This window comes from Halogeometricum borinquense DSM 11551, from assembly GCF_000172995.2.
Lineage (GTDB): Archaea > Halobacteriota > Halobacteria > Halobacteriales > Haloferacaceae > Halogeometricum > Halogeometricum borinquense.
The window spans coordinates 102,998-126,118 of the sequence record NC_014729.1 but is presented as its reverse complement, the minus strand read 5'-3'; the positions used below and the strand labels follow the sequence as shown (position 1 = coordinate 126,118).

The following is a 23,121-nucleotide window of genomic DNA, read 5'->3' as shown; positions in this document are numbered from 1 at the left end:
GTTCTCTAACCTAGCCCAACTGCTCGCCGACGATTCGGTCGGCCTCTGCGACGAATTCCTCGCGGGTTCCCGCAGGAATGGTCGCACCTGCGGCCACGCTGTGACCGCCGCCGTCGCCACCCACAGCACGCGACGCCTCGCGCATCACCACTGAAAGATCCAGCCCTTTTCGGACGAGGACGTGCGACCCGCGTGCGGAGACTTTCACTTCCTCGGCGGATTTCTCGGCGAACGCGAGAATCGGGATGTCGCCGCGAATACCCGACGCACCGACGGCCATCCCGGCGATGATGCCGACGATGGTCTCGCGGATTCGGGTTCCGGCGTCGAACCACTGGACGTTCTCCTCGACGGTGACACCCTCGTTTTTCACCCACTGCAATCCCTCTGAGAGGTTTCGTCGGTGGTTTCGCAGAAGCGTTCGCGCTTGTTCGAGCGCGTCGTCTCTGTCACCGAGGCAGACGGCCAGTCCCACGTCGGCGCGTTCGTACCGCGCTGTGGCGTTGAGGAGCGTCGAGAACTCACTCACGTCGCGGAGTTCAGTCCCTTCTTTCTCGGCCAGTAGCGAGTACGTCGTCCCAACGAGGTCGTCGATGCGATCTGCTGGCACGCCCGACGCGATGGCCCGGCGCATCAGTGCGCTGACGACGGTCTTCCGCTCGGTCATCGAGAGATCGACCCACCGCCGCCACTCGCCATCCGCTTTCAGATCGAGGTCGAGATCCGAGAGGAACTCGATGGCCCCGTTCTGGTCGTTCGAGATACCGGGGATGCGAACGTCGCTTGCGTACTCTAAGAATTTGGGAAGTGGACGGGTCTGTCGGCCGTAGATAACGAGGTCCGTCGTCTCTTCCAAGACGCCCGCTTCGACACCGTCGGCGACGATACCGGCGTTCGCGCCGTGGAGGCCGCCCTGCGAGTTCTGCATGTCACCGACCGCACCGACGACGGCGAGGGCGGCGAGATCGCGGTTCGCTCCGTCTTCGTCTTCTAACGCCCGCGCGAGAACGTAACTCGCGCCTGCACCGGAGAGTTCCGAGGCACCGTCGATACCGAATCGGAGCGGGTTGAGATGGAACTCGGTGTCGGCGTCGGCGGGTTGGTGGTGGTCTGCGATGACGGGTGTGAAATCGCCCGCTGCTTCGTGGTCGGCGATGATGTCCAACTGCCCGCTTCCGAAGTCGGTGAAAAGCACTGTCTCGTACTCCGTGGCGGCGATGCTGGCGACTTCTTCTTTGTCAAGTTGCTTCGAGAACACCGTCTCGAACGGAATCCCGGCCCGTTCGAGCGCCGAGGAGGCGATGGCGGCACTCGTCAGACCGTCGGCGTCGATGTGCGAAGCGAGGAGGACTCGGTCGGCGTCGCGCAACCGTGCGGCACAGTCGGCGGCGTGGTCGCTCATCTCCGGTACCGGGCCGCTCGACTCTGTGACACCGTCCGCGCTCATACGAGAGAGTTCTCGCGGTCTCGGGTTTAAACCTACGTTCTGGGTAACTAGTCGGAACGTGAGCGTCGTCAGCGAGACGTGCGACGCTACTTGTGGTACGTCGGCGCAGCCGTCTCAACGACGGCGCACGCGAGTTCCTCGAAGTCGGCGTTCTCCGGAACCACATCTACGTTGATGCCGTACGATTCGGCTGTCTCACGCGTCGGCGGGCCGATAACGCCGACGACGAGGCTGTTCAGCCCTTCGATGACCTCCTCGCGGACGCCGCGTTCGGCGGCGGCATCGAGGAAGTTCTCCACCGTCAGCGAGGAACTGAAGCAGACGCCTTCGACTTCGTCGCCTGCGACCATCACCGTTGACTGACCCGCGCCTTCGGGGCGGACAAGTCGGTACAGAACCGTCTCGTGAAGGTCGGCACCGGCTTCACGAAGGCCGTCGGTGAGTACGTCGCTTCCGTGGTCGCTCCGGGCGACTTCGACCGTCGCGTTCGCCACGTCGTCACGGAGACGCTCGACCAGTCCCGATGAGGTGTACTCTTCGGGGACGATATCGACGCTCCATCCGGAATCACGGGCGGCGTCGGCCGTCGCGGGTCCGATACAGGCCAGCGTAGACCCGTTGGGTTCCCAGCCGTCCTCCGCGAGAAGCTCGACGCCGGTCTTACTCGTCAGGATGACGTAGTCTCCCGAGTCGGGCATCGCACCTGTCGGTTCGACAGCCAGCATCGGATCCGGGATGGGCGTTGCGCCGAGCGAGTCGAGGAGTTCTACGGCGTCGCTCATCCGGTCGTCGTCCGGCCGGAAGACGGCTACGCGGACCTGCTGGCTCATTCGTCGGCCTCCTGCGTTGCGCTCTCGTCCTCGAACGCTCCCGTTCGGTTTCGCAGGAACTCGACGACGTTCTCGCGCGTTCCTGCCACCTCACCAATGACCGTGATGGCCGGCGGTTCTATCTCCGTCTCATCACGGACCGAGACGATGGTATCGAGAGTGCCGGTGGCGACCCGCATCTCGGGCCACGTCGCGCGTTCGACGAGTGCGACGGGTGTTTCGGGGTCCATCCCTGCTTCACGGAGCGCCGCGGTGTAGTCGGGGAGTTTCCCGACACCCATGAGGACGACGAGGGTGCCGCCGGTGGCGGCGAGCGCGTCCCAGTCTACGGCGGACTCTTCTTTCGTCGGGTCCTCGTGACCCGTGACGAACGAGACGGACGAAGCGTGGTCGCGGTGGGTGACAGGGATGCCTGCCGTGCCCGGCCCGGCGATAGCCGAGGTGATCCCGGGTACGACCTCGAACGGAATGTCCGCTGCTGCAAGGTGTTCCATCTCCTCGCCGCCGCGGCCGAACACGAACGGGTCGCCCCCTTTCAGGCGGACGACGGTCTTTCCCTCGCGAGCGAGTTCGACCAGTCTCCGGTTTGTGTACTCCTGCGGCGTCCACTCGCCGCCTGCGCGTTTCCCTACGTCTTCGCGTTTCTCCTCGGGGATGCGTTCGAGAATCTCCGGACCGGGGAGTTTGTCGTGGAGTACCACATCTGCGGTTTCGAGCAGTCGTGCGGCCTTGACGGTCATGAGGTCGGGGTCGCCCGGTCCGCTTCCGACGAGATAGACGGTTCCGACACTCATCGTCACTTCTCGTCTTCCTCGTCTCGGGCGTCATCGCGTGCCTCACTGATGAGGTCTGCGGCACCCTGTGAGGCGAGCGATTCTGCGAACTCGGCGGCCGCGTTCGCGTGGTTGTGGACGGGGAGATTCCGACTGGCCGAGACCTCCTCTTCACCGTCGGTGGAGAGCACACGTGCCGTGACGTGGACGTGTTCACCCTGCAACTTCGCGTGGACGCCGATGGGGGCGATGCACCCGCCGCCGAGTTCCGCGAGGACAGTTCGTTCGACGGTGGTCGTCACTCGCGTCCGCGGGTCGTCGAGTGCATCCTGTATTCGGTCTAAGTTCTCGTGGTCGCGTCGGGCGGTGACAGCGATGGCTCCCTGTCCGGGCGCGGGGACGAACTCCGTCGGCGGGAGGCGGTCGTACTCGACGCGGTGGAGGAGACCGGACCGTTTGAGGCCCGCTTCCGCGAGGACGATGGCGTCGTACTCCGTTTCCACGTCGCGTTCGAGCGAGCGACGCTCTATCTCGCTTAGGTCATCGAACCACTCCTCGATGGTGCGGTCGAAATCCGTCTCGTACTCCTCGCCGGAGGCAGACGCCTCGGCCGAGTTCGCTTTCTTGTCGCTGTCGTCATCGACGCGGGCTTCGTGTTCGCGCTGCAGCGTCGGTGCGAGCAACTTCTCCACGCGCGTATCGACGTTCCCTCGGAGGGGTTCGACCTCCAGGTCGGGACGCGCAGAGAGTATCTGTGCCTTCCGTCGAAGTGACGACGTGCCGACGACGGACCCCGCGGGCAGGTTCTCAAACGCCGTCCCGTCAGGCGTGAGCAGGACATCGTTCGCCGGGGCGCGTTCGGGGACGCCCGCAACAACGAGGTCTCTGGGGTGTTCTGTCGGCATATCCTTCATCGAGTGGACGGCGGCGTCCACCTCTTCGTCGAGTACACGTTCGTCAAGTGCGCGGACGAACGCGCCGGTCTTTCCCAGTCTGTGGAGGAGTTCGTCGCGTATCTGGTCGCCGCGCGTCTCCACCTCCACGAGTTCGACGTCGAACCGACGGTCAGCGAGGGTGTCGCGCACACTCGCCGTCTGTCGGAGTGCGAGGTCTGACCCTCGCGTCGCCAGTCGGAGCGTCCCGCGTTTCATCTCTGTAGAAACGTGGGCACTGGTGCGTGAAAAGCCCACCAGTTCGCGTTCGCGGACGTGGCAGTGTGCCGTGGCGATGAGACCGTTGCTCCGCCGTTGATTCCGGTCACACCGGAGTGACTAAATGTAAATCAGGCATCTAGTTCTGTGTGCGCCCTCCCCGCCTCACCCGCCGCCGACTGCTCGCAGCGAGCGGCCTTTTCTTCGCTGCTGGCGCCGCTTTTGATCCGTCGGTGGCCGCGACCCCCGAGTCTGACGCCGCTTTGGATTTAGACGCGTGGCCGATGCCCGGCCGCAATCCCGCGCGAACCGGATTCGACCCGGATGGAATCGCCCCCCGCGGCGACTTTTCGCTCGCGTGGGAAACGTCGGTCCCCGACGTTGCTTACGGCCACCGATCACTGACCGTTGCAGACGGTGCTGTCTACGTCGCCGCCGACAACTCGCTTCTCGCCGTCGAACGCGACACCGGTGACGTTCGATGGCGATTCCCGGGCAAAACACAGCGGCCGTGGCGACGACGCGTCTCCTTTTCTGCATCGCCCGTCGCGTTCAGTGGTGGCGTCCTCATTCCCGGACGCGTGGATACGTTCGGATTCGGCTCGAACGACGGGCAAATCGGCTGGTCACACGATTCCTCTCCGGGCGACAGTCTGTTTTGCCGCGTCGGAAACACCGTATACTGGCAGGGAACCGACGGCACCCGAGTCGTCGATATCGAGACCGGACTCGAACGTGAGCGGTCCCCGCTTTCGACCAAAGTCGAACCGTTTGCGTTCCGCAATGGACTTCTCGTCGGTCGCGGCGACAGCCCGGACAAACTGGTCGCCGTAAACGCACAGACCGGACGGCTCCAGTGGTCGGTGACGCTCGGCGTCGCTCACCCGAGCCACCTCACGCCGTGCATCGGCACGGACGCGGTATTCTACGGGAGCGGGCCGCTGTACGCTGTCTCCCTCGCCGACGGCGACGTTAGCTGGAAGGGAGACATCGGAACGTACCAAGCCAGTATTCACCCGGTCACCGACGGAGAACGTGTCTACGCGGTCGCAGAAGACGAAGAGGCGGAGACGACGTTCGCTGTCGCACTCGACACCGAGACGGGCGACCGCGTCTGGCGGCGAGAAACACCGCTCGACCCGTTGTGCACCCCCGCTGTCGTCGGTGAGACGCTGTACGCCGCCACGCCGGCCGGATTCGTCGTTCTCGACGCGACCAACGGTGAGGTACTTGCACGGTTCGACGCGGCGAGTGGTCGCGGCCGTGCCCGGTCGCCGGCCGTCGTGGACGGCACCGTTTACGTTGGGTTGGACGAGACGCTGTACGCCGTGGAGGGGTCGGAATGAGCGACGAATCGGGCGAGTCGAGCGCAATCGGTAGTCTCGCCTCGGGCGTCTCGGACCTCTTCTATCTCGTCGGTCTCTGGCTCGCCTTCGGCACGATGTTCACGCCGCTGTCAGCCATCGTCAACGCTGTATTCGTCGCCGAACCGTTCTCGTTCGGCCAACTCGTGTCACAAATCTTCGTGCTTGTCGCCCTCGTGGTGACGAACGCGCGCTATCCTGAGGTATCGGCGTTCTGGATCTGGGCCACTGGACTCGTCTCGATGCTCATCTTCGCTGCGTCCGCCGGACTTGCGGGTGTTCTCGAACCAAACACGAGCGGGTCTCTTGCGGTCATCTTCCGCTTGCTTCTCTTTTGGGCCGGTTCGATCATGCTCGCGGTGGCGATTCTCAACTACTGGTGGCCCGAAGACGAGTCAGCAGGCGAGATGAGAGATAACGGCAGTTTGGAGTGAATTCGACGTCGCGCTCAGGGCGTGCCGACGGCGACGTGCCGCCGGTAGAGGTAGTAGATGCCGAATGGGATGCTAACCGTGAAGGCGGTCACGACCACGCCCGCGAGGGCGACGAGACCGTAGAGAACTGGGTCGGGTGACCACGACGACTCCGGGGCCTCGCAGAGTGCCCGCGCATCAACGTAGACGGCGACAGGGAACATCACCGAGAGGACGAGACCGATGAGGCTGGCGATGCCGGCGAAGAGGATTCCTGTTGTGACTGATAGAATGCCGCCCGTAAGGAGGATGTCGAACAGGAATGCGACGAAGAACAGTATTCCGCCGACAAGCGAGAGGACGAAGAGCGCAATCGGTGCGGCGATCCAGTACCACCAGTTCGAGTCCACGGACGCGTACGGCAAGAGGTCGCCTATCGGATCTTCGTAGTCGGTCGTCCGTGGGCTGGTTCCGACAGACGTGCCGTCGTCATCATATCCGGTGTTGCCGTCATCATATCCGGCGCTGTCATCGTCGTGACTGCCGGTATCGATGTCGTCACCGGCGTTGTGCGGAGGGCTATCCATACCATGCGATAGCGTCTGATAGTACAAAAACCTCGACACCGGATAGGATGCGTGGTCGGTCCGCGATTGTCCGTTTCAGAGCGCTTCTTTGTACGCTTCCAGCGTCTCTTCGATGTCCTCGTCGGTGTGCGCGTAGGAGACGAACTGTGATTCGAACTGGTTGACAGTGAGGAAGACGCCCTGCTCTTTCATCTCCTGCCAGAAGATACGTTTCCAGCGTTCCGTGTCCGCTTTGGCGACATCCGCACCGTTCTTCGGGCAGTAATCGTATCGCGGGCAAGATTCACGCTGTTTGCACCCGGCAGGGCAACATCCGTCGAGGTCCGCCGGCCCCTCGCGCGTGAAGACGGTCTTGAACATCGAGTCGGTCCCGACGACGGTGTAGTTGGGTGCTTGGTCCTCCACGATATCCGTGATTCCGCGGCGGAGTTTCTCACCGAGTCGGTTGACGTGGTCGTACACGTCGTTTTCGGCCGCGTACTTCAGATACTCGTAGCCCGCGGCTATCGTCACCGGGTGTCCGGAGAACGTCCCTGACTGGAACACGTTTCCGGACGGCGTGAACTGTTCGATAATCTCAGACTTGCCGCCGATTGCGCCGACGGGGAAGCCGCCACCGATGATCTTCCCGAACGTCGTCACGTCGGGGGTAATTCCGAACTTCCCTTGAGCACACTGGAGGCCGCCGACGCGGAAGCCAGTGATGACCTCGTCGAAGACGAGGAGTGCATCGTGATCCTCGGTCAGGTTGCGGAGGTGTTCGAGGTAGCCATCAACGGGCATCACGATGCCCTTGTTGCCGAGGATCGGTTCAGTGAGAACGGCGGCGATGTCGTCACCGTGCGTCTCGAACACGTCTCGGACGGCCTCGAAGTCGTTGAACGGCACCGGAATCGTGTGTTCTGCGAACGACTCGGGAATGCCGCGCGTACTCGGGTGTACGTCGCCGGGTTCGCCTTCGACCAGTGTAGACTCCTGCGCACCGTGGTAGCCGCCCTGCATGATCACGATCTTGTCGCGTCCGGTGTACGCACGGGCGAGGCGGACCGCCGAAACGGTGGCCTCGGTGCCGGAGTTGACGAAGCGAATCATCTCGACCGAGGGGACGTGCCGGGAGACGAATTCGGCGTGTTTGACCTCGACTTCGGTTGGCGCGCCGTACATCGGTCCCTCAGAGGCGTGCGATTGGACTGCGGCGCGAACCGGTTCGGGCATATCGTGACCGTACAAGAGCGGTCCGTATCCCAGTACGTAGTCGAGATAGCGGTTCCCGTCTGCATCGACGACGTGTGCGCCGTCGCCGCGTTCGATGAAGAACGGGTACGGTTGCGTCGCGCGCACGGAGGAGTTCACACCGCCGGGCATGACCGACAGGGCACGGTCGTACAACGCGCGGGACTCGTCGTGATTCATGCGCGAAGCTTTGGCCGGTATGGAAAAAGAACTACGGGGTTCGTCGCTCGAATCGGGATCGAAGCGCCTCCTTCGGGATGTCGGTGTACGCCGTTTGACGCTACTGTTCGCCCTCAAGCCAACGAACGACGTGCGGTGTCTCCTCTTCTTCTTCCTCCTCGGCTGGCGCGTAGCGGTCGGCCACAAGCAACCCGACGGCGTCGTTCAGCGCGTGGATGGCGATGAGTGCCGGAAGCGACCGGAACCACAGGTAGAGTAACGTGGTGACGAGCGCGGGCTGGGCGATTCGGAGGACAGCCTGCCGGTCCCACGTCTCTCCGAGATGGCCGAGCGTGAACGCGAGAAACGAGATGATGCCCGCGAAGGGGAGACTCCCGGTAAGAGCGGCGAGTCGTTCGACGGCGTACCCGTGATACGGGATCTCCTCTGTGACGCCCGCGGTCGCCGCGACGAATAGGCGTTCGGGCATCGAGAGCGACGCAAACGAACCGATCCCCTTGGCGAGACTCTCGCCACCGTCACCGACGCGCGCCCACAGCGGTGCGAGGAGCAGATTCGATCCGAGCATCACCGCGAGACCGACTGCCGTCTGCCAGACGAGAAGAAGCGTTGATTCGACGTGCCATCCGATAGAGTCGAACGATTTCCCTTCGGCGAGAACGACGAGGACGACGAGAACGGGGATAACCCACTTCCACGCGTGGTCCGACAGCGTCCCGCCGGTCCATCCGAACCGCTTACGCAGTCGGTGTAGCAACTCGAAGCCGACGAGTGCGACCACGAGCCCGACTGCGGTGACCGGCGTCAGTTCCACATTCGCTCTCGGGGCGGCGGAACGCTTGGGTCTTTTCGTCTCTGTCGCCCCCACGCGATTCATCGATTTCGCGTTCTCGGCGGGAGAGACGCCGGCTCACTCATTGCCGACGTGGGACCCGCCTCACACCGCGTCGCGTCCCGTTTTCCCAGTTCGAACTTGGACGGCGCTCTCGACGGGGAGGACGAACACTTTGCCGTCGCCGGGGTCTCCCGTGTGCGCTGCCTCACGGATGGCATCGACCACGTCGTCAGCGGGGATGTCTGCGACGATACACTCGATTTTCACTTTCTGGTGGAGATCAACCGTGTACTCCTCGCCGCGCCACTGGCCTTTCTTTGCGGGTTGGGATCCGCGGCCGGAGACGTTCGTGACCGTCAGTGACGGCGCGCCGACTTCCGCCAGCGCGCGTTTTACATCCGCGAGTTTGTCCGGACGGATGATCGCCATCACCATCTTGATGCCGTCGTTCTCGCTCATTCGCGTTCACCCCCGTCGGAGGCGACGAACTCGCCGCCGTCGGTCCGAACCGACGACCCGCCGTCGGCCATCGGACTCTCGCCGTCGGCGACGAACTCCGGATACACCGAGACGCCGTGTTCGCCGAGGTCCAGTCCTTCGGCCTCTTCGGTTTCGCCGACACGCAGTCCGACCGTTAGGTCGAGGACGTAGAGGACGATGCCCGACGCTGTGACGGTCCACGCGGCGATGATGAGGACGCCGAGAATCTGTAGGGCAAACTGGCTGGCCGAGAATCCACCGACGGCGAAGACGGGAATGAGTGCCGTTCCCACCGCTCCGGCGACGCCGTGAACTGCGAAGACGCCGCACACGTCGTCCACTTTCAGCGTATCCACGGTAAAGCGGAACGCGGGGAGGACGAGGAAGCCGCCGAGGCCGCCGAGGAGCGCACCGCCCCACCACGTGACGTGCGGAACAGCGCCCGTCACGGCCACAAGCCCCGCGAGTAGACCGTTCGCGGTCCAGAGCGGGTCGGGCTTGCCTTGGTAGCGCGCCGACATGAGCATCGCCATCGCCCCGCCAGCGCCCATGCCGAGGGTGGTAACGAGGGCGACGCGGCCGAGCGCCGCGCCCATGAACGTCAGACTGCCGTCGTCAGCAACCGAGAGGATGGTTGCCTGCGTGCCGACGTTGAAGCCGTACCACCCGAACGCGAGGATGAACGTCCCGAGGACGGCAAGTAGCATCGAGTGGCCGGGGATGGGTTGGCTTTCGCCGTTCGCATCGTAGCGACCCTTCCGTGCGCCGACCATCTTCGCGGCGACGAGACCAGCCACGCCGCCGCACATGTGGACGACCGTCGCACCGGCGAAGTCGAGGTAGCCCGCTCCGAGAACGTTTCCGAGGAATCCGCCCGAGGACAGCAGGCCGCCGCCCCACGTGAAGCCGACGACGACGGGGTAGATGATCGCCGTCATCAGCACCGTAAACAGCACGTACGCGTTGAACTCCATGCGCTCTGCGACGGCCCCGGAGACGATGGTCGCGGCCGTCATAGCGAACACGGCACCGAACAGCCAGCCGATCCACGCCGTCGGATCGTTAACGTACGCGAACGCCGCCGAGATACTGAACGGTCCCGGGGAGGTCAGCCCACCGACAATCGTCGCTATCGCCGCGCCGACGACGAAGTAGATGAGCGTTCCGAGGATCCAGTCGGTCATGTTCTTCATCAGGACGTTGCCGACGTTCTTCGCGCGAACCTGCCCTGCCTCCAGCAGAGCGAACCCCGGTTGCATGAAGAAGATGAGGAACGTCACGACCAATATCCACACGTTGTTGACGCCTGCGGCGATGGTTGAAGCGTCGGCCTGTAACGGGACACTCATACGATTGCCTCCATGGGTGAACGCTTGTCTATTATTTTGCTCAATACTGCTCCGTTCGTGATCATATTCACGCGAGATAGTCATGAGAACACACTACATAAGTGTATGTGACAAAATTGTCCACTTTTCACTGGGTAATATGGACGAGTGAACGATTTACCGAACAATACAATGTGTATAAGGTCGTTTTCTGCTCTATTTGACGGGCAATACGGCAAAATAAGTGGACGAACGTTCACGCAAAATCTGCGAAACACCACGACTCTCGTCGCACGCGCTGACTCTCAGAACGCTCAGAGTGCGTCCGCGATGTCTTCTGCGAAGTAGGTGAGAATGAGGTCTGCGCCCGCACGTTTCATCGCAAGCAGCGATTCGAACGCCGTCTCGTCGAGGTCCATCCAGCCTTTCTCGGCGGCGGCATGGAGCATCGCGTACTCGCCGGAGACGTTGTAGGCGGCGACTGGGTGGTCGAACTCCTCGCGTACCGCGCGCACGATATCGAGATACGCCAGCGCGGGTTTCACCATCAACACGTCCGCACCCTGTTCTACGTCGAGTGTCACCTCGCGGATAGCCTCCCGGGCGTTTGCGGGGTCCATCTGGTAGTGTCGCCGGTCACCGAACGCGGGCGCGCCGTCGGCGGCGTCGCGGAACGGGCCGTAAAACGCGCTCTCGTACTTCGCGGCGTAGGACATGATCGGGACGCTCTCGTGTCCCGACTCGTCGAGTGCTTCCCGAATTGCGCCGACCATCCCGTCGGTCATTGAACTCGGTGCGACCATGTCCGCGCCCGCCTCGGCATGCGAGACGGCCGTCTTCGCCAACAACGCTAGCGTCTCGTCGTTTTTCACAGTCAGCGTCGGATCCGACTCGGCGTGGTCCTCGACGATTCCACAGTGACCGTGACTCGTGTACTCACACATGCAAACGTCGGTGATGACGTAGGCGTCCGTCTCCTCCGTCACGCGCCGAGTCGCTTTTTGCACGACGCCGTCTTCGGCCCACGCACGGGACCCGCGTTCGTCCTTCGATTCGGGGATGCCGAACAGCATCACCGCCTCGACGCCCGTTTCGAGGACTTCCTCGACGCGCGCGACTGCCTCGGAGACGGGGACGCGTTCGTGCCCCGGCATCGACTCGATGGGAAGCCGTTCGTCCGTCGTCGCGTCCACGAAGACGGGCGCGATGAGGTCCGTCGCCGAGAGGTTCGTCTCGCTGACGAGCGACCGGATGCCGTCGGTTCGGAGGCGTCGCGGGCGGTCGGTGAGGTTCATACTCGCCGTTCGTAGCCCACGTGAAAAATCGCATCGCTCCCGGCGATGGACTCCCTGACAACGGTATGTCATCGATTCTCGGAGCGAAACTGGTTTTAATGATTCGTGGATACTCCCGGTCGATGCAGGCCCCGCTTCAGGTGGCGCAGATGCCCGACGAACTGCAGGCGCTGTTGCACTCCGAGTGGGCCTATCTCGTCCTCTTCGGCGTGTTCGTCCTCGAAGGCGCGATGCTGATGTACTTCATGCCGAGCGAACTCATCGTCCCCGGTTCGCTCGTCCTCCTCGGCACCGACGCTGCCGTCGCGGTCATCGGGATCGCCGTCCTCGGGGCGACTATTGGACAGTATGCCCTGTTCAAAGTCGCCCAACGCGGCGGCCGCGAGTACCTCCTCCAGAAGCGATGGTTCGCCGTCAGCGAGTCGAAACTGGACCGTTTTGACGGCTGGTTCGAACGCTGGGGTCCCATCGTCGTTCCGGTGAGCAACACCCTGCTGTTCACGCGCGGGATGCTCACCGTCCCCGCCGGATTCGCCGAGATGGACGACCGGCAGTTTGTCGCCCTCTCGGCGGTCGGCACGCTCTCGTTCGAGGTGATCCTCGCGGCGCTGTACGTCTACTTCGATACGCTGGTGTAGGCTATCTCTGAACGGTTCTCCCGCAAAAATTATCTTTCAATTGACTAGTTTTCCAAATATGGCAAATCCTCAAGGTATTATTTTTGTTATTCTAGGTCTCCCGATGGCCCTGCTCCCGTATCGCCTCGCCCGGTTCGAAGAGCGACTCGACTCTTTGGGTAGTAAGCGCTCGTGGTCAGAGGTCGAACCGTCGGATTGGAAGGTCCTATTCAATCGAGTCGGCGGAGCCGCGTTGGCACTTTTCGGTTTCGCGTGGTTCCTCCTCGGTTGACTACGCTCGCAGAACGTTCCACGGTCGGTCGTGGAAAGACGTCGATTCCAACCGCGGTCTCGTTTACAGACGCTTACTCCGTTCGGTCAATGTCGATTTGCTCCCGCAGGGCGGCGAGTTCCTCGGAGTCAGCGAGTTCCTCGACACGCTCTCGGAAGTGCCGTTCACAGAGACCCACCTTTATCCCATCCTTTTCGGCGGCGTACGCGGCGTCTCGCTCGCAGTAGTGGCACTTCATACTCCCCCTTCGTTCCTCACCCGATTTAACTCTACGCTCCCGGTTATCGGGACCGAGACTCCGCGTCAGACGCCCGGCACGCGCGCGGCGAACGCGGCGAACGCGTCCTCGGTTGGACCCGCGACACCCAGCGTTCTATCGTGCGCGTCACTCCCGCCGGTCAAGAGCAAGTCGTTGGCGGCGGCGATGCGCTCGACTAGTTCCACATCTTCTTTCGCCGCGCTTCCACCGCCGTAGGGATAGAATCGCTCGACAGCGTCGAGTTCAGCGGCGCGTTCCAGCGCTGCTTCGGGATCGGGATAGCGGAACGGGTGCGCAAGACCGACGACGGCGCACGACTCTCTGAGGGCCGCAACACCCGTCTCGAAGTCGGGGACGTACCGCTGGACGTAGCATGGGCCGTCGTTTCCGATGAGGTGGGCAAACGCGTCTTCGTAGTCGTATGGGGCGTCGCTCCCCTCGATAGCACGGGCGATGTTCGGACGGCCGATTCCCTCGCGGAGTTCGATGTCGAGTTCGACGTCGAGGTGCGACTCCACGTTCTCGACAATCTTCCGACCGCGTTCCTTCCGGTCGGTCTGAATGCGTTCTGTCACTTCTCGAATGGCCGGCGTGTCGCGGACGGCGTATCCGAGCAGATCAAGTCGTTGTTCGGGCGTTTCGACGCGCAGTTCGACCCCGCGAATCATCGTCACGCCGTCGCGCTCGGTGACGGGTGCGTCGAGGTCCGGATGGACACGGTCGTGGTCCGTCACCGCTACGACCTCTACACCGCCCGCGACGGCTGCATCGGGGACCTCTGCAATCGTCAAGACGCCGTCGGACGCCGTTGTGTGCAGATGGAGGTCCGCCACGGGTTCGTCGCCGTCGAAATCGCCGTTCCGGTCTCGAATCACGGCCGTGAGTGGTCGGTCGTCGGTGAAAGCGTTTTCCGTCATTTCCTAATATGCCATACCAACACACACTAGGTATATTATGTGTACAATCACGATAATGGAAAATCATTAAGAATAGCGATAGGGTATGACTGGGTGTAATGCGCCTGAACCGTACCGACGAACTCATCAACGCCCACGAGTTCCCGGCGACCACAGAAGAACTCATCGAGGCATACGGCGACCAGACCATCGAACACCCCAACGGTAGCGAGCAACTCGGCGACGTGTTCGCCCGTGCGGGGTTCGAGACGTACACCTGCGCCGACGATGCACGCAACGCACTCCTTTGCGGTTTGGGCCACGAGGCTATCGGTCGTCGCTATTACAGCGACCGTGACGTCTCTACGTTCGGAGAGGACGGGCCGCAACAGGTCTCTTTCTAGAACGGAATGTCGAGGGGGACGCGCCCCTTCGTGTAGCCCTCGAATCGGCCGGACGGTCGGACGCGGAAGACGACGGCCGGGCGGTGGTGAACCTCGGGTTTCTCGTCGCGGACGGAGAACCAGTCATCGTCCGGGAACGACGAACAGTCCACGAACAGGACGACGCCGCCGCCGTGTTCCTCTAACTGCCCGCCGGATTTCGTCTCAGCGGTATCGCGCACCGCGGCGACGGGCGTCCCGGCACTGCGCTTACTCGTCGGAAGCGGTCGCGTCACTTCGACGAGTGTCCCGTCACCGTTCCGAGAGGCGCGGTAGTCGATGGCGTGCCCGGTTGTGACGTCTATCTCGGGAACGATGTCGTAGCCCGCGTCAACGAGGAGTTTTCCGGCATTGAACTCGCCCATCGCGGCAGTCATCCGCGTCAGATCGAGATACTCGGAGGTACCGAGTTTGCCGGCCATCACCTCGCGGTGGTCGTCGAGGACACCCGTAGCGAGGAACCCTTCGTAGAACGATAACGCCTCGTCGCGCGTCGCGTCGGGGAACCCAGCGGCGTGGTCGTGGAAGAACTCACGCGTCGTCTCTCGGCCGTCCTTCGAGAGAAACACTGGAAGAAAGAACCACGAGAGATGCGGATACGGTTCCAACCACGGCGACTCCTCGTGCAGTTGCGCGGTCAGTTCGCGCGTCACCCACCGAGAGACGCTGTGGGGGACCTCCGAGAAGCCCTTTTTGTCCGTCCGCCAGAGCGCTTCGGGCGTCTCAGTGTTTCCCATCCAGTATGCGGTGTCGTCGTTCCAGCAGAACAGCGCGATGTCTCCGTTGTTCATCTCGAACCGCACTGCTTCGAAGTCGGCCGGCGGTTTGAACCACGGCGTCTCCTTCGTCGCGCCGAGATTCGAGTCGAGGTCGTCGTAAATGTCACGCCGGACGCGGGCCTCATCCCATCGTCCCGGCGCATAGCGAAATCGCAGCGGGCGTGCCACGCGGCCTACTTATTCGGGAGGCGGTTTATCGGTTCCGCGTCATCAGAGATATCCTTCACCGATAATTATATGTGACTAAGATTCCCAAGTTATGGTGTATCATGTCAATGGGTGCCTACGACGAAGACGAACACGAGCGCCGAGAGCGAAAGAACGGCTCAGTCGATGCGACGTTCGACGACGACCGAACGGTATACCACGGTGAGGTAACCTACGACTCCGGCGACTCCACGGAAGCACTCCTCGACAAGTTCCGTGAAATGAAGGACACGTAATCCAATCACTCGATTCTCATAGTCACTGCGGCAACCGTCGAGACGACCGTAACGGCGACGACGTGACCGGCCACAGCGAGCAACAGCATTCGCTGGTTGAGGATAAACGGAACGAGTGCGAGTTGTGCGATCCCGAAAATAACGTTCCATGCGTCAGCCACGCGGAGCGTTTGCGCTGTCGTCGAGTCCACAGTGAACCGCAGTGATCCCCACAGCGAGACGATGGCGGCCCACCACGACGTTCCGATGCGGTAGCAGAGGTCCCAGAGAACTAACAGCGTCAGGTAGACGACGATAACCGGCGGTTCTCGGCCGAACAGAGAGACAAACAGCGTTGTTCCACTCTGTCGTGGGTCGTATACGAACAGATGTGTCACGAGGGCGACGAACGCCAAGACGCCGAGAACCACTTCGATGCTCGATCCGAACAGCAGTCGCGTGTAAGCGTCGGGGAGATTCGTCTCTCTCGTCGTCTGGCCCATCCGGAGCATCACGACGCTTCCGACCGCTGCGACGCCGACCGCGATACTGCCCGGGAGAACTGCTTCCCAGAGGTCGTACGCCCACGCGAAGAAGACGACAAACACCTCGAACAGACCGAGTTGCAGAGCAATGGCTTCCCCATCCGTCAGGTGGATTCCCGGAAGCGCGCCGACGATACTCTCGTACACCCACGTCTCACCGAACTGCGTGCGGGTCATCCTCGCTTCTCCTGGGGGGCGCGACATTCAGGTATCGGCCGAACCCGCACTCGATTCAAGATCTGACCCGTCTTCGCCCACCGTTTCGACCGGTTCGACCGCCGGTTCAGTGTCGGACTCGCTGACCGCTCCGAGGGCACGCGTAACCGCTTCGTCGAACGGTGTCAACTCGACTTCGACGTGTCGTTTGATACTGTCATCGCGGACGACAACGGGGTTTTTCAGGCCCTCGATGAGCGGTCTGGAAACCGAGGTGGGGACGTTGGTGACGAGACTGACCCAGTACGAGGAGAGACGTGGAGTTAACACGGGGACTGAGACGAGGCGCGTCTGACGGTCGAGGTGTTCGCCGACCCGTTTCAGAACTTCGCCGTAGGTCAACACGTCGGGACCACCGATTTCGTATGTCTCTCCGGCGGTTTCGGGTGCGTCGAGCACGCCGACGAGGTATGCCACCACGTCATCGACGTAGATGGGCTGACACTCCGTATCCACCCACCGCGGCGTCACCATCACCGGGAGGCGATCGGCGAGTTGGCGAATCACCTCGAAACTCGCGCTTCCGTCGCCGATGATGATGGCGGCCCGGAGCGTCGTCAGGTCGTAATCGCCCTCGCCGAGAACGTACTCTACTTCGCGCCGCGAACGCAGATGCGGCGAGAGGTGGTCGCGTTCCTCACCGAGTCCACCGAGGTAGACCACTCGTTCGACGCTTGCCGCGGAAACCCCTCGCTCGAAGTGTCGTGCGGCACGTCTGTCGCGTTCTTCGAAGTCTGACCCCGACTGCATCGAGTGGACGAGGTAGTACGCGGCCTCGATTCCGAGCGCAGAAAGGCAGTCCTCGAACGTCCGGTCGTCGCTTTCGCGCAGGTCGGCGTTTCCGCCGTTTCCAGTGTCTCCGTCATCGACGAGATGGAAGCCACCCGTCTCCAGTAGGTCGCCTTCGATGACGTGCACGTCCGCGGGAAGTTCCGCGTTCGACGCATCTCGAACGAGGGCCGATACCTCGTGTCCGTCGTCTAAGAGGGCGCGGACGAGACGACTGCCGACGAATCCTGTCGCTCCCGTCACGAGGACTTTCATATCGCTTCCAACGGACGGTACCGTGTTAACAGTTCGCGCCGATACGGAGACGGCGCTCCTCCGCCGTCGTCTCGTCCGGGAGTATCCGCGGTCGTCCTATCCAGAGTACTCGGCGTCGTCCCATCCAGAATATTCGGCGTCATCCCAACCAGCTGTCTCCGGTGCGCCGCGACCGACTTCGACACTCGCACCGTCTGGAGCGTCCGCCGCGTCGTCGCCAACAACACCTGACAGTTCCGTCCACGCTTCGGCGGCCGTGCCAGCCCACGACTCGGCTTCGAGGACTGTCGTTTTCACCGCCTCGACGCGCGCCGTATCAACGTCCGTCGAACCCGGGCGTGACCCGACAGCAACACCAACGAACGCCGCGCGGTCTGCATCGGTCAGGTCGCCGCGCCGCATCTGCTCGACCGTTCCAGCGAGTGCTTCGGGGTCGGGATAGGCGAACACCTTCGATCCGACGGCGTGCGGACCGAGGAGCAGTCCGCTCACGTCCGGCGCATCACCGTCGAGCAGCCTGTCGTCCCCGAACTCCTCCTCTACGCGCTCGCACTCCGATTCTGTCCCGAGCGCCAGATTGTGCCCGGGATAGTCGCGGCACTCGCTGGGATACATTTCGTCGCCGTGGATGCGACACTGGAGCGTCTCGGGATCCAAGAAGACGCAGGCGTGCAACCACGTCTGCTCGGTGCCGAACGGTGTGACGGGCTTCGGCGGCTTCCGGAGGCCGACGAAGAACGCGGGCTTCCCGCCGATAGCCGCAACTTCGACGCCGTCTATCTCGACAGCGGCGTCCGCGTCCGGCGTCGCCTCCCACATCCGCGGGACTAGCACGTCGCCGAATCCGTCGCGCACGAACGCCGCAATCTCGTCGCGTGTCAGCGGAACGAGGTTGTACACGTCGTCTAACGGCTCTCTTGGGCCGCGACGCTCGTGATTGGAAGGCGCAGGCGACACCGGACGCCAGTCGATACAGCACCCGGCACACCCCTCGCAGTTGACCTTCATGCCCATGAACTACGGTACTACCTCACAAGAAAAGCGGTATCGCGGTCGGTTGTTCCGGTGTCTAGATACGACGCTTGCCGGTCGCTTCCGCGTTGTGCAGACCGACCACTCTTATTTCTCGACGCCGTCTCCTCAGACGTGACGACAGAACCGTGTGACGGCTGTGGGAAGTCTGTCCGTATCGGCGGCGGAATCGGCGACTTCTGGTCGTTCTCGAACGAATCCACGCAGGGGATCACACTCGAACTCGAAGACGGCGGCGAGTTCTTCCTCTGCTATGACTGCATCGACCAGTTGCCTGACGACCGCGTGGTAACGAGCGACGACGTACGGTCGCTGTGAGAACGCGGAACCGGCCCCGCCGGGAACGAACCTTTTACGCCCGATGACCGACAGTCACGGACGTGGACCCCGACCGAATCCTGCCGTCGTTTCCGGCCCCGAGCTATCGCGGGGCACAGGAACAAGCGCTCTGCGATATCCGCGACGCGTTCGCCGCCGGGAACGACGTCGTTCTCGTCCGCGCGCCGACGGGGAGCGGTAAGTCTCTTCTCGCACGCTCTATCGCCGGTGCCGCCCGGACGACGGAGGAAGCGAAACCCGCGCAGGCGACAGACGCTTACTATACGACGCCGCAGGTGTCGCAGTTGGACGACGTGGCCGAAGACGAGTTGCTCGAAGATCTGAGCATCATCCGTGGCAAGTCAAACTACACCTGTATTCTGAACGGTGAAACGGACACGCCCGTTGACCGTGCGCCGTGTGCGCGACAGAAGGGGTTCGACTGCACCGTCAGGCACCGCTGTCCGTACTTTTCGGACCGCGCCATCGCCTCGAACCGGAAGATTGCGGCGATGACGCTCGCGTACTTCATGCAGACCGCCGGCTCCGACGTGTTTCGACAGCGCGACGTGGTGGTGATAGACGAAGCCCACGGGCTGGCAGAATGGGCTGAAATGTACGCGACTATCGATCTGAACCCGAATACGGTGCCCGTCTGGGATGATGTGGGCGTACCCAACGTGACCACGGCAGACGACCCGCTCGAACGGACTGTTCGGTTCGCCGAAGCCTTGCTACAGGTGTGTTCGAACGCGAAAGACGAACTCCTGACGAAATCCGAACTCACACCCGAAGAGGCGTCACGGCGCGACCGGTTACAGGAGCTCCGTTCGGAGTTGAAGTGGTTTATCGAGGATTACCGCGATCCCGAAAGTCCGACGACGTGGGTTGTAGACCAGTTCGGCGGCGAGGGCGAACCGATCACGGCGAAACCGCTGGATCCGGCGCGCTACCTCAAACACACCGTCTGGGACCGGGGCAACAAGTTCGCTCTGCTCTCGGCGACGATTCTGAACAAAGACGCCTTCTGTCGCGGCGTCGGTCTCGATCCGTCGAACGTCGCGCTCGTGGATGTCGAACACACGTTCCCCGTTGAGAACCGACCGCTGTACGACGTAACGCAGGGAAAGATGACGTACGAACACCGCGACGAGACGATTCCGAAGATCGCTCGCCTTCTCGTTCGCCTGATGGCGAAACACCCAGACGAAAAGGGCCTCGTCCACTGTCACTCGTACGCCATCCAGTCTGAACTTCGGAAGCGACTCGCGCAGTTGGGTCTCGGCGGTCGCATCCGCGGGCACGACAAGGCGAACCGGGACGCCGAGTTGGAGACGTGGAAGGCGTCCTCGGGCGCGGACGTGTTCCTCTCAGTGAAGATGGAGGAAGCGCTCGACTTGAAGGGTGATCTGTGTCGCTGGCAGGTCATCTGTAAAGCGCCGTATCTCAACACGAACGATTCGCGCGTCGCCCAACGTCTCGAAGACGGGCAGTGGTCGTGGTATCGTCGCGCGGCGCTCAGAACCGTGATTCAGGCGTGCGGCCGGGTCGTCCGGGCACCTGACGACTACGGGGCAACGTATCTCGCAGATTCGTCGCTCCTTCAGTTGTTCGACCGCACCCGCTCTGAGATGCCTGAGTGGTTTGCAGAACAGGTCCGGCGGATGAGTACGCCTGACTTGCCCGAATTCGATCAAGAGGCTGCGGGCGGACGCGGGCGGTCATCGGGGTCGCGTCCGTCGCCACGTTCGTCGCCGTCGCGGTCTTCGTCCGGTTCGTCCCGGTCGTCGGGTTCGTCACGGTCTTCGTCTCGACAGTCGTCTGGATCGACTTCGAGTCGCGGCCGTTCCGGTACTGGTGGCGAAAACAGTCGCTCTCGAAGTCAGTCGGACGACGCCGACGACCGGTCGAACCACCCCCTCTCGGATGTCTGGGGCGACGGCTGACGGACAGTTTCCCCCCCTAGAACAGGAGACTGGCCCCGTACGCGATTGTAGACCCGAGCATCAAGACCACGAGTACTAACGCGAGTATCTGCTGTCGTTCCACACCTCCCGTGTTTGTTCAAGGGATTTCAGTCTTTCCGACCGATCCGTATGGCAGTATTTACACTGAACAGAACCGACGCCGGACATTTACTTAATGATTGTTAATACATGTGGTCATATGGGTTCTTATATACCGAATATTTTCTTCAATATTCCATTATTCGTCCCGTAACGCGTCGGTCTGACAAGCGTTCTCACGAAATAGTTAACACCCTTGGGTTTGTCCGTGGGTGTATACGGCCATGCACACACACGCGCTGACGACGGCGATGACGCTGTACCAGAGCGGAACGCTGACGCTTTCACAGGCGGCTACCCGTGCGGGCCGCTCCGAGGAAGCGCTCGTGTCTGCGCTCCACCAACACGGTGTCGAGGTCCGGGAGCAAGAGGAAGTGACCGCCGCGACGACCGAGACGCCTGCTCGGGCCGACTAATCCGACGTTTCGCCGTTTTCTACTGCTTCGTCGGGAAGAATGTGCAGTCCAGAACGACTTTTGAGGACGTGGACCATCGCCGCGTCGCTATCGAAGTAGTCCGGGCGCGCTATCGTCTTTGATTCGTACGTTTCGGGGTCGAGGACCTGTACGGCGTTCTCGTCCTCGACGGTGACGACGGTGGTTTCCGCTGCGTCTTCGACGGTACCGAGTCGGCGCGCGTCGGGCGTTTCCCCCTCCTCGAACTGCGATTCGTACTGTTCGCCGCTGTCGAGGCGGACGCCCTTCAGGTTCCCGCGGACACTTCGGACTAACACCGGTCCGTCGTCGTCGTCCGGGTCGATGATCTCGCCCGGCGTGAACTTCGGCAGGCGGACGGCGTAGGTGACGCGGTACACCTCGTTGCCGTCGCCGTCTTCCGTAACGAGCGTCGGATACTCCTCGACGTTGCCGCCGAGTTCGCGCACGACGTGCTTCGCCACGCCGCTACCCATCTGGTTCGTGGATATCTTGATGTTCGGACCGTCGCCCGAATTCGAAATCTCGGAGATAAACGCGTTTCTGTCGCCTGTCTCCTCGCGTTCTTCGATGTACGACTCCGCGATTTCGACCGCGCGTTGAGCTTCCTCTTTCGTCGGGTCGCGCTCCTCAGCGCGAATCTGGACGATGCTTGAGTAGTAGCCACCGGCGATGCGGCCGCATCGTTTGCACGTCTGCCGCGATATCTTCACCGGCACCGTTACCGTCTCCTCGATGTGGGTGTCGCGGACGAATCCGGAGAACGAACAGTGCATCCGGATCGTGTTTTGATCCACCTGTTCGGGTTCGACGCCCCACTGAACGTCCTCCGCTTTCAGGTGGACGCCCAACGCCTCTGAAACCTCCTCGATGGCGACGTCGGTGTAGTCGCGGGCGCCGACGTCCACCCAGCGGTTCCCCTTGTGGACCGCGCCGCACTGCGAACAAACGCGAACCTCGATACGCTCCGGCGCGTCTACGAGGTCGAAATCCTCGAAGTAACACGCGTCGCAAAGGACCGCGTCGCGGTCACGGGGCATTCCGGGGAGCGGTTCCTCACGCTCCGGTACGGGGTCCCCACAGCGCGGACAGAAGTCGCCTGAACTCATCGACTACGATAACGGCCGAACGCGTTTAAGCGCGACGAACTTCATACCTCGTCGTCCAGGTATTCTAACGCCTCCTCGTCCGTCACTTGTCCGAAGTCACGGTAGTGGTAGCCGACGGCCGCAAACGTCTCGGGCACCTCCACGACCACTACGTCGTCTGCGACCTCGCGGAGACGCGGAATCGTCGCCGCCGAAGCGACGGGGACGGCAAAGACGATGCGGGCTGCGCCGCCGCTTCGGACCTGTTGCAGGCAGGCGAGCGCTGTCGCACCCGTCGCCACGCCGTCGTCTACGATAACGACACGCTTGCCCGACACGTCCGGTACCGGCTTTCCACCACGGTATGCACGCACTTTCTCTCGGGCGACGTCGGCCTCTCTCTCGCGTTGGGATTCGATATACCTGTCTCCGATACCGAACTGCTCGACGAGCGAATCGTTGAGCCACAGGTCTCCCTCGCCCGTGACGGCCCCGATAGCCAGTTCGGGGTTCCCCGGCGCGCCGACCTTCGAGGCGACCACCACGTCCAACGGAACGCCAAGTGCGTCCGCGACGGCGCGTCCGACGGGGAGGCCACCGCGCGGGATGGCAAGGACGAGGTCAGGGTTTACGGCCGCCTCTTGCAATCGTTCAGCGAGCCGTTTTCCTGCCTCTGTGCGATTTGTGAACATGCCTAAATCGACGGGAGGAGACGATAAAAACCTCTGCGCCGTCGCGTACGCGGGTGCGTCAG

Annotated in this window: 26 protein-coding genes; 8 read left to right on the top strand and 18 right to left on the bottom strand. The window is 62.5% G+C overall.

Annotated elements, in window-relative coordinates:
- Positions 1–10: 10 nt before the first annotated feature.
- From HBOR_RS00695 to hemC, 4 genes are all read right to left on the bottom strand, one after another.
- Positions 11–1,447 (bottom strand): single-stranded-DNA-specific exonuclease RecJ, encoded by a 1,437-nt coding sequence (locus tag HBOR_RS00695; protein ID WP_006055540.1) that lies wholly within the window; start codon positions 1,445–1,447, stop codon positions 11–13.
- A gap of 86 nt (positions 1,448–1,533) precedes the next feature.
- Positions 1,534–2,277, bottom strand: a complete 744-nt coding sequence (locus tag HBOR_RS00690; RefSeq protein ID WP_006055539.1) for a uroporphyrinogen-III synthase — start codon at positions 2,275–2,277, stop codon at positions 1,534–1,536.
- Positions 2,274–3,071, bottom strand: a complete 798-nt coding sequence (gene cobA, locus HBOR_RS00685) for a uroporphyrinogen-III C-methyltransferase (RefSeq protein WP_174261565.1) — start codon at positions 3,069–3,071, stop codon at positions 2,274–2,276. Before cobA ends, HBOR_RS00690 begins: the two co-directional genes overlap by 4 nt.
- Positions 3,072–3,073: 2 nt before the next feature.
- Positions 3,074–4,201 (bottom strand): hydroxymethylbilane synthase, encoded by a 1,128-nt coding sequence (hemC, locus tag HBOR_RS00680; RefSeq protein ID WP_006055537.1) that lies wholly within the window; start codon positions 4,199–4,201, stop codon positions 3,074–3,076.
- Between the two features lie 149 nt (positions 4,202–4,350).
- On the opposite strand from hemC, the gene HBOR_RS00675 reads away from it, so the two are divergent.
- Positions 4,351–5,547, top strand: a complete 1,197-nt coding sequence (locus HBOR_RS00675; RefSeq protein ID WP_013440406.1) for an outer membrane protein assembly factor BamB family protein — start codon at positions 4,351–4,353, stop codon at positions 5,545–5,547.
- Positions 5,544–5,999 carry a hypothetical protein gene (locus HBOR_RS00670; RefSeq protein ID WP_006055535.1) on the top strand — a complete coding sequence of 152 codons (456 nt, stop codon included), beginning with the start codon at positions 5,544–5,546 and terminating at the stop codon, positions 5,997–5,999. The genes HBOR_RS00675 and HBOR_RS00670 overlap by 4 nt, the downstream gene beginning before the upstream one ends.
- Before the next feature lie 14 nt (positions 6,000–6,013).
- Here HBOR_RS00670 and HBOR_RS00665 read toward each other — a convergent pair whose 3' ends face one another.
- From HBOR_RS00665 to hemB, 6 genes are all read right to left on the bottom strand, one after another.
- Positions 6,014–6,565 carry a hypothetical protein gene (locus HBOR_RS00665; protein ID WP_006055534.1) on the bottom strand — a complete coding sequence of 184 codons (552 nt, stop codon included), beginning with the start codon at positions 6,563–6,565 and terminating at the stop codon, positions 6,014–6,016.
- A gap of 75 nt (positions 6,566–6,640) precedes the next feature.
- Complete coding sequence (gene hemL, locus HBOR_RS00660) at positions 6,641–7,978, bottom strand: glutamate-1-semialdehyde 2,1-aminomutase (protein ID WP_006055533.1); 1,338 nt, start codon at positions 7,976–7,978, stop codon at positions 6,641–6,643.
- A 100-nt stretch (positions 7,979–8,078) separates the two neighbouring features.
- Positions 8,079–8,792, bottom strand: a complete 714-nt coding sequence (locus tag HBOR_RS00655; protein WP_006055532.1) for a CPBP family intramembrane glutamic endopeptidase — start codon at positions 8,790–8,792, stop codon at positions 8,079–8,081.
- 123 nt (positions 8,793–8,915) lie between these two features.
- Entirely contained in the window at positions 8,916–9,272 is a 357-nt protein-coding gene (locus HBOR_RS00650; protein ID WP_006055531.1) for a P-II family nitrogen regulator, read from the bottom strand.
- Positions 9,269–10,642 carry an ammonium transporter gene (locus HBOR_RS00645; protein ID WP_006055530.1) on the bottom strand — a complete coding sequence of 458 codons (1,374 nt, stop codon included), beginning with the start codon at positions 10,640–10,642 and terminating at the stop codon, positions 9,269–9,271. Before HBOR_RS00645 ends, HBOR_RS00650 begins: the two co-directional genes overlap by 4 nt.
- 293 nt (positions 10,643–10,935) lie before the next feature.
- Positions 10,936–11,916 (bottom strand): porphobilinogen synthase, encoded by a 981-nt coding sequence (gene hemB, locus HBOR_RS00640; protein ID WP_006055529.1) that lies wholly within the window; start codon positions 11,914–11,916, stop codon positions 10,936–10,938.
- Positions 11,917–12,038: 122 nt separating this feature from the next.
- Between hemB and HBOR_RS00635 the strand changes: the two genes are divergently transcribed.
- On the top strand, positions 12,039–12,554 hold the full coding sequence (locus tag HBOR_RS00635) for a DedA family protein (protein ID WP_049890426.1): 516 nt from the start codon (positions 12,039–12,041) through the stop codon (positions 12,552–12,554).
- A 344-nt stretch (positions 12,555–12,898) separates the two neighbouring features.
- Here HBOR_RS00635 and HBOR_RS19800 read toward each other — a convergent pair whose 3' ends face one another.
- Both HBOR_RS19800 and HBOR_RS00625 read right to left on the bottom strand, forming a co-directional pair.
- A complete protein-coding gene (locus tag HBOR_RS19800) occupies positions 12,899–13,063 on the bottom strand; it encodes a DUF6757 family protein (RefSeq protein ID WP_006055526.1) in 165 nt (54 codons plus the stop codon).
- Between the two features lie 65 nt (positions 13,064–13,128).
- Positions 13,129–14,001: a PHP domain-containing protein gene (locus tag HBOR_RS00625; RefSeq protein WP_006055525.1), complete on the bottom strand. Its 873-nt coding sequence runs from the start codon at positions 13,999–14,001 to the stop codon at positions 13,129–13,131.
- 98 nt (positions 14,002–14,099) lie between these two features.
- Between HBOR_RS00625 and HBOR_RS00620 the strand changes: the two genes are divergently transcribed.
- Complete coding sequence (locus tag HBOR_RS00620) at positions 14,100–14,384, top strand: DUF5789 family protein (protein WP_006055524.1); 285 nt, start codon at positions 14,100–14,102, stop codon at positions 14,382–14,384.
- On the opposite strand, the gene HBOR_RS00615 is transcribed toward HBOR_RS00620, so the two are convergent.
- Positions 14,381–15,370 carry a DUF5784 family protein gene (locus HBOR_RS00615; RefSeq protein ID WP_006055523.1) on the bottom strand — a complete coding sequence of 330 codons (990 nt, stop codon included), beginning with the start codon at positions 15,368–15,370 and terminating at the stop codon, positions 14,381–14,383. The genes HBOR_RS00620 and HBOR_RS00615 overlap by 4 nt on opposite strands.
- A 101-nt stretch (positions 15,371–15,471) precedes the next feature.
- Here HBOR_RS00615 and HBOR_RS19610 point away from each other — a divergent pair, with 101 nt between their 5' ends.
- On the top strand, positions 15,472–15,645 hold the full coding sequence (locus tag HBOR_RS19610) for a DUF5786 family protein (RefSeq protein WP_006055522.1): 174 nt from the start codon (positions 15,472–15,474) through the stop codon (positions 15,643–15,645).
- Between the two features lie 5 nt (positions 15,646–15,650).
- Here the strand turns inward: HBOR_RS19610 and HBOR_RS00610 are convergent, their stop codons facing one another.
- From HBOR_RS00610 to HBOR_RS00600, 3 genes are all read right to left on the bottom strand, one after another.
- Positions 15,651–16,346: a DUF7530 family protein gene (locus HBOR_RS00610; RefSeq protein WP_006055521.1), complete on the bottom strand. Its 696-nt coding sequence runs from the start codon at positions 16,344–16,346 to the stop codon at positions 15,651–15,653.
- Positions 16,347–16,373: 27 nt separating this feature from the next.
- Positions 16,374–17,429 (bottom strand): NAD-dependent epimerase/dehydratase family protein, encoded by a 1,056-nt coding sequence (locus HBOR_RS00605; protein ID WP_006055520.1) that lies wholly within the window; start codon positions 17,427–17,429, stop codon positions 16,374–16,376.
- Positions 17,430–17,525: 96 nt separating this feature from the next.
- Complete coding sequence (locus HBOR_RS00600) at positions 17,526–18,437, bottom strand: YkgJ family cysteine cluster protein (protein ID WP_013440402.1); 912 nt, start codon at positions 18,435–18,437, stop codon at positions 17,526–17,528.
- 138 nt (positions 18,438–18,575) lie between these two features.
- On the opposite strand from HBOR_RS00600, the gene HBOR_RS00595 reads away from it, so the two are divergent.
- From HBOR_RS00595 to HBOR_RS00585, 3 genes are all read left to right on the top strand, one after another.
- Complete coding sequence (locus HBOR_RS00595; protein ID WP_006055518.1) at positions 18,576–18,779, top strand: DUF7561 family protein; 204 nt, start codon at positions 18,576–18,578, stop codon at positions 18,777–18,779.
- Positions 18,780–18,841: 62 nt separating this feature from the next.
- On the top strand, positions 18,842–20,725 hold the full coding sequence (locus HBOR_RS00590; protein WP_006055517.1) for an ATP-dependent DNA helicase: 1,884 nt from the start codon (positions 18,842–18,844) through the stop codon (positions 20,723–20,725).
- A gap of 344 nt (positions 20,726–21,069) precedes the next feature.
- The gene (locus HBOR_RS00585) at positions 21,070–21,261 is read left to right on the top strand and encodes a DUF7317 family protein (protein ID WP_006055516.1); all 192 of its coding nucleotides are present in this window, start codon (positions 21,070–21,072) and stop codon (positions 21,259–21,261) included.
- Here HBOR_RS00585 and HBOR_RS00580 read toward each other — a convergent pair.
- Positions 21,258–22,388: a 60S ribosomal export protein NMD3 gene (locus tag HBOR_RS00580; protein WP_013440401.1), complete on the bottom strand. Its 1,131-nt coding sequence runs from the start codon at positions 22,386–22,388 to the stop codon at positions 21,258–21,260. The genes HBOR_RS00585 and HBOR_RS00580 overlap by 4 nt on opposite strands.
- Before the next feature lie 41 nt (positions 22,389–22,429).
- On the bottom strand, positions 22,430–23,059 hold the full coding sequence (locus HBOR_RS00575; protein WP_006055515.1) for a phosphoribosyltransferase: 630 nt from the start codon (positions 23,057–23,059) through the stop codon (positions 22,430–22,432).
- Positions 23,060–23,121: the final 62 nt, after the last annotated feature.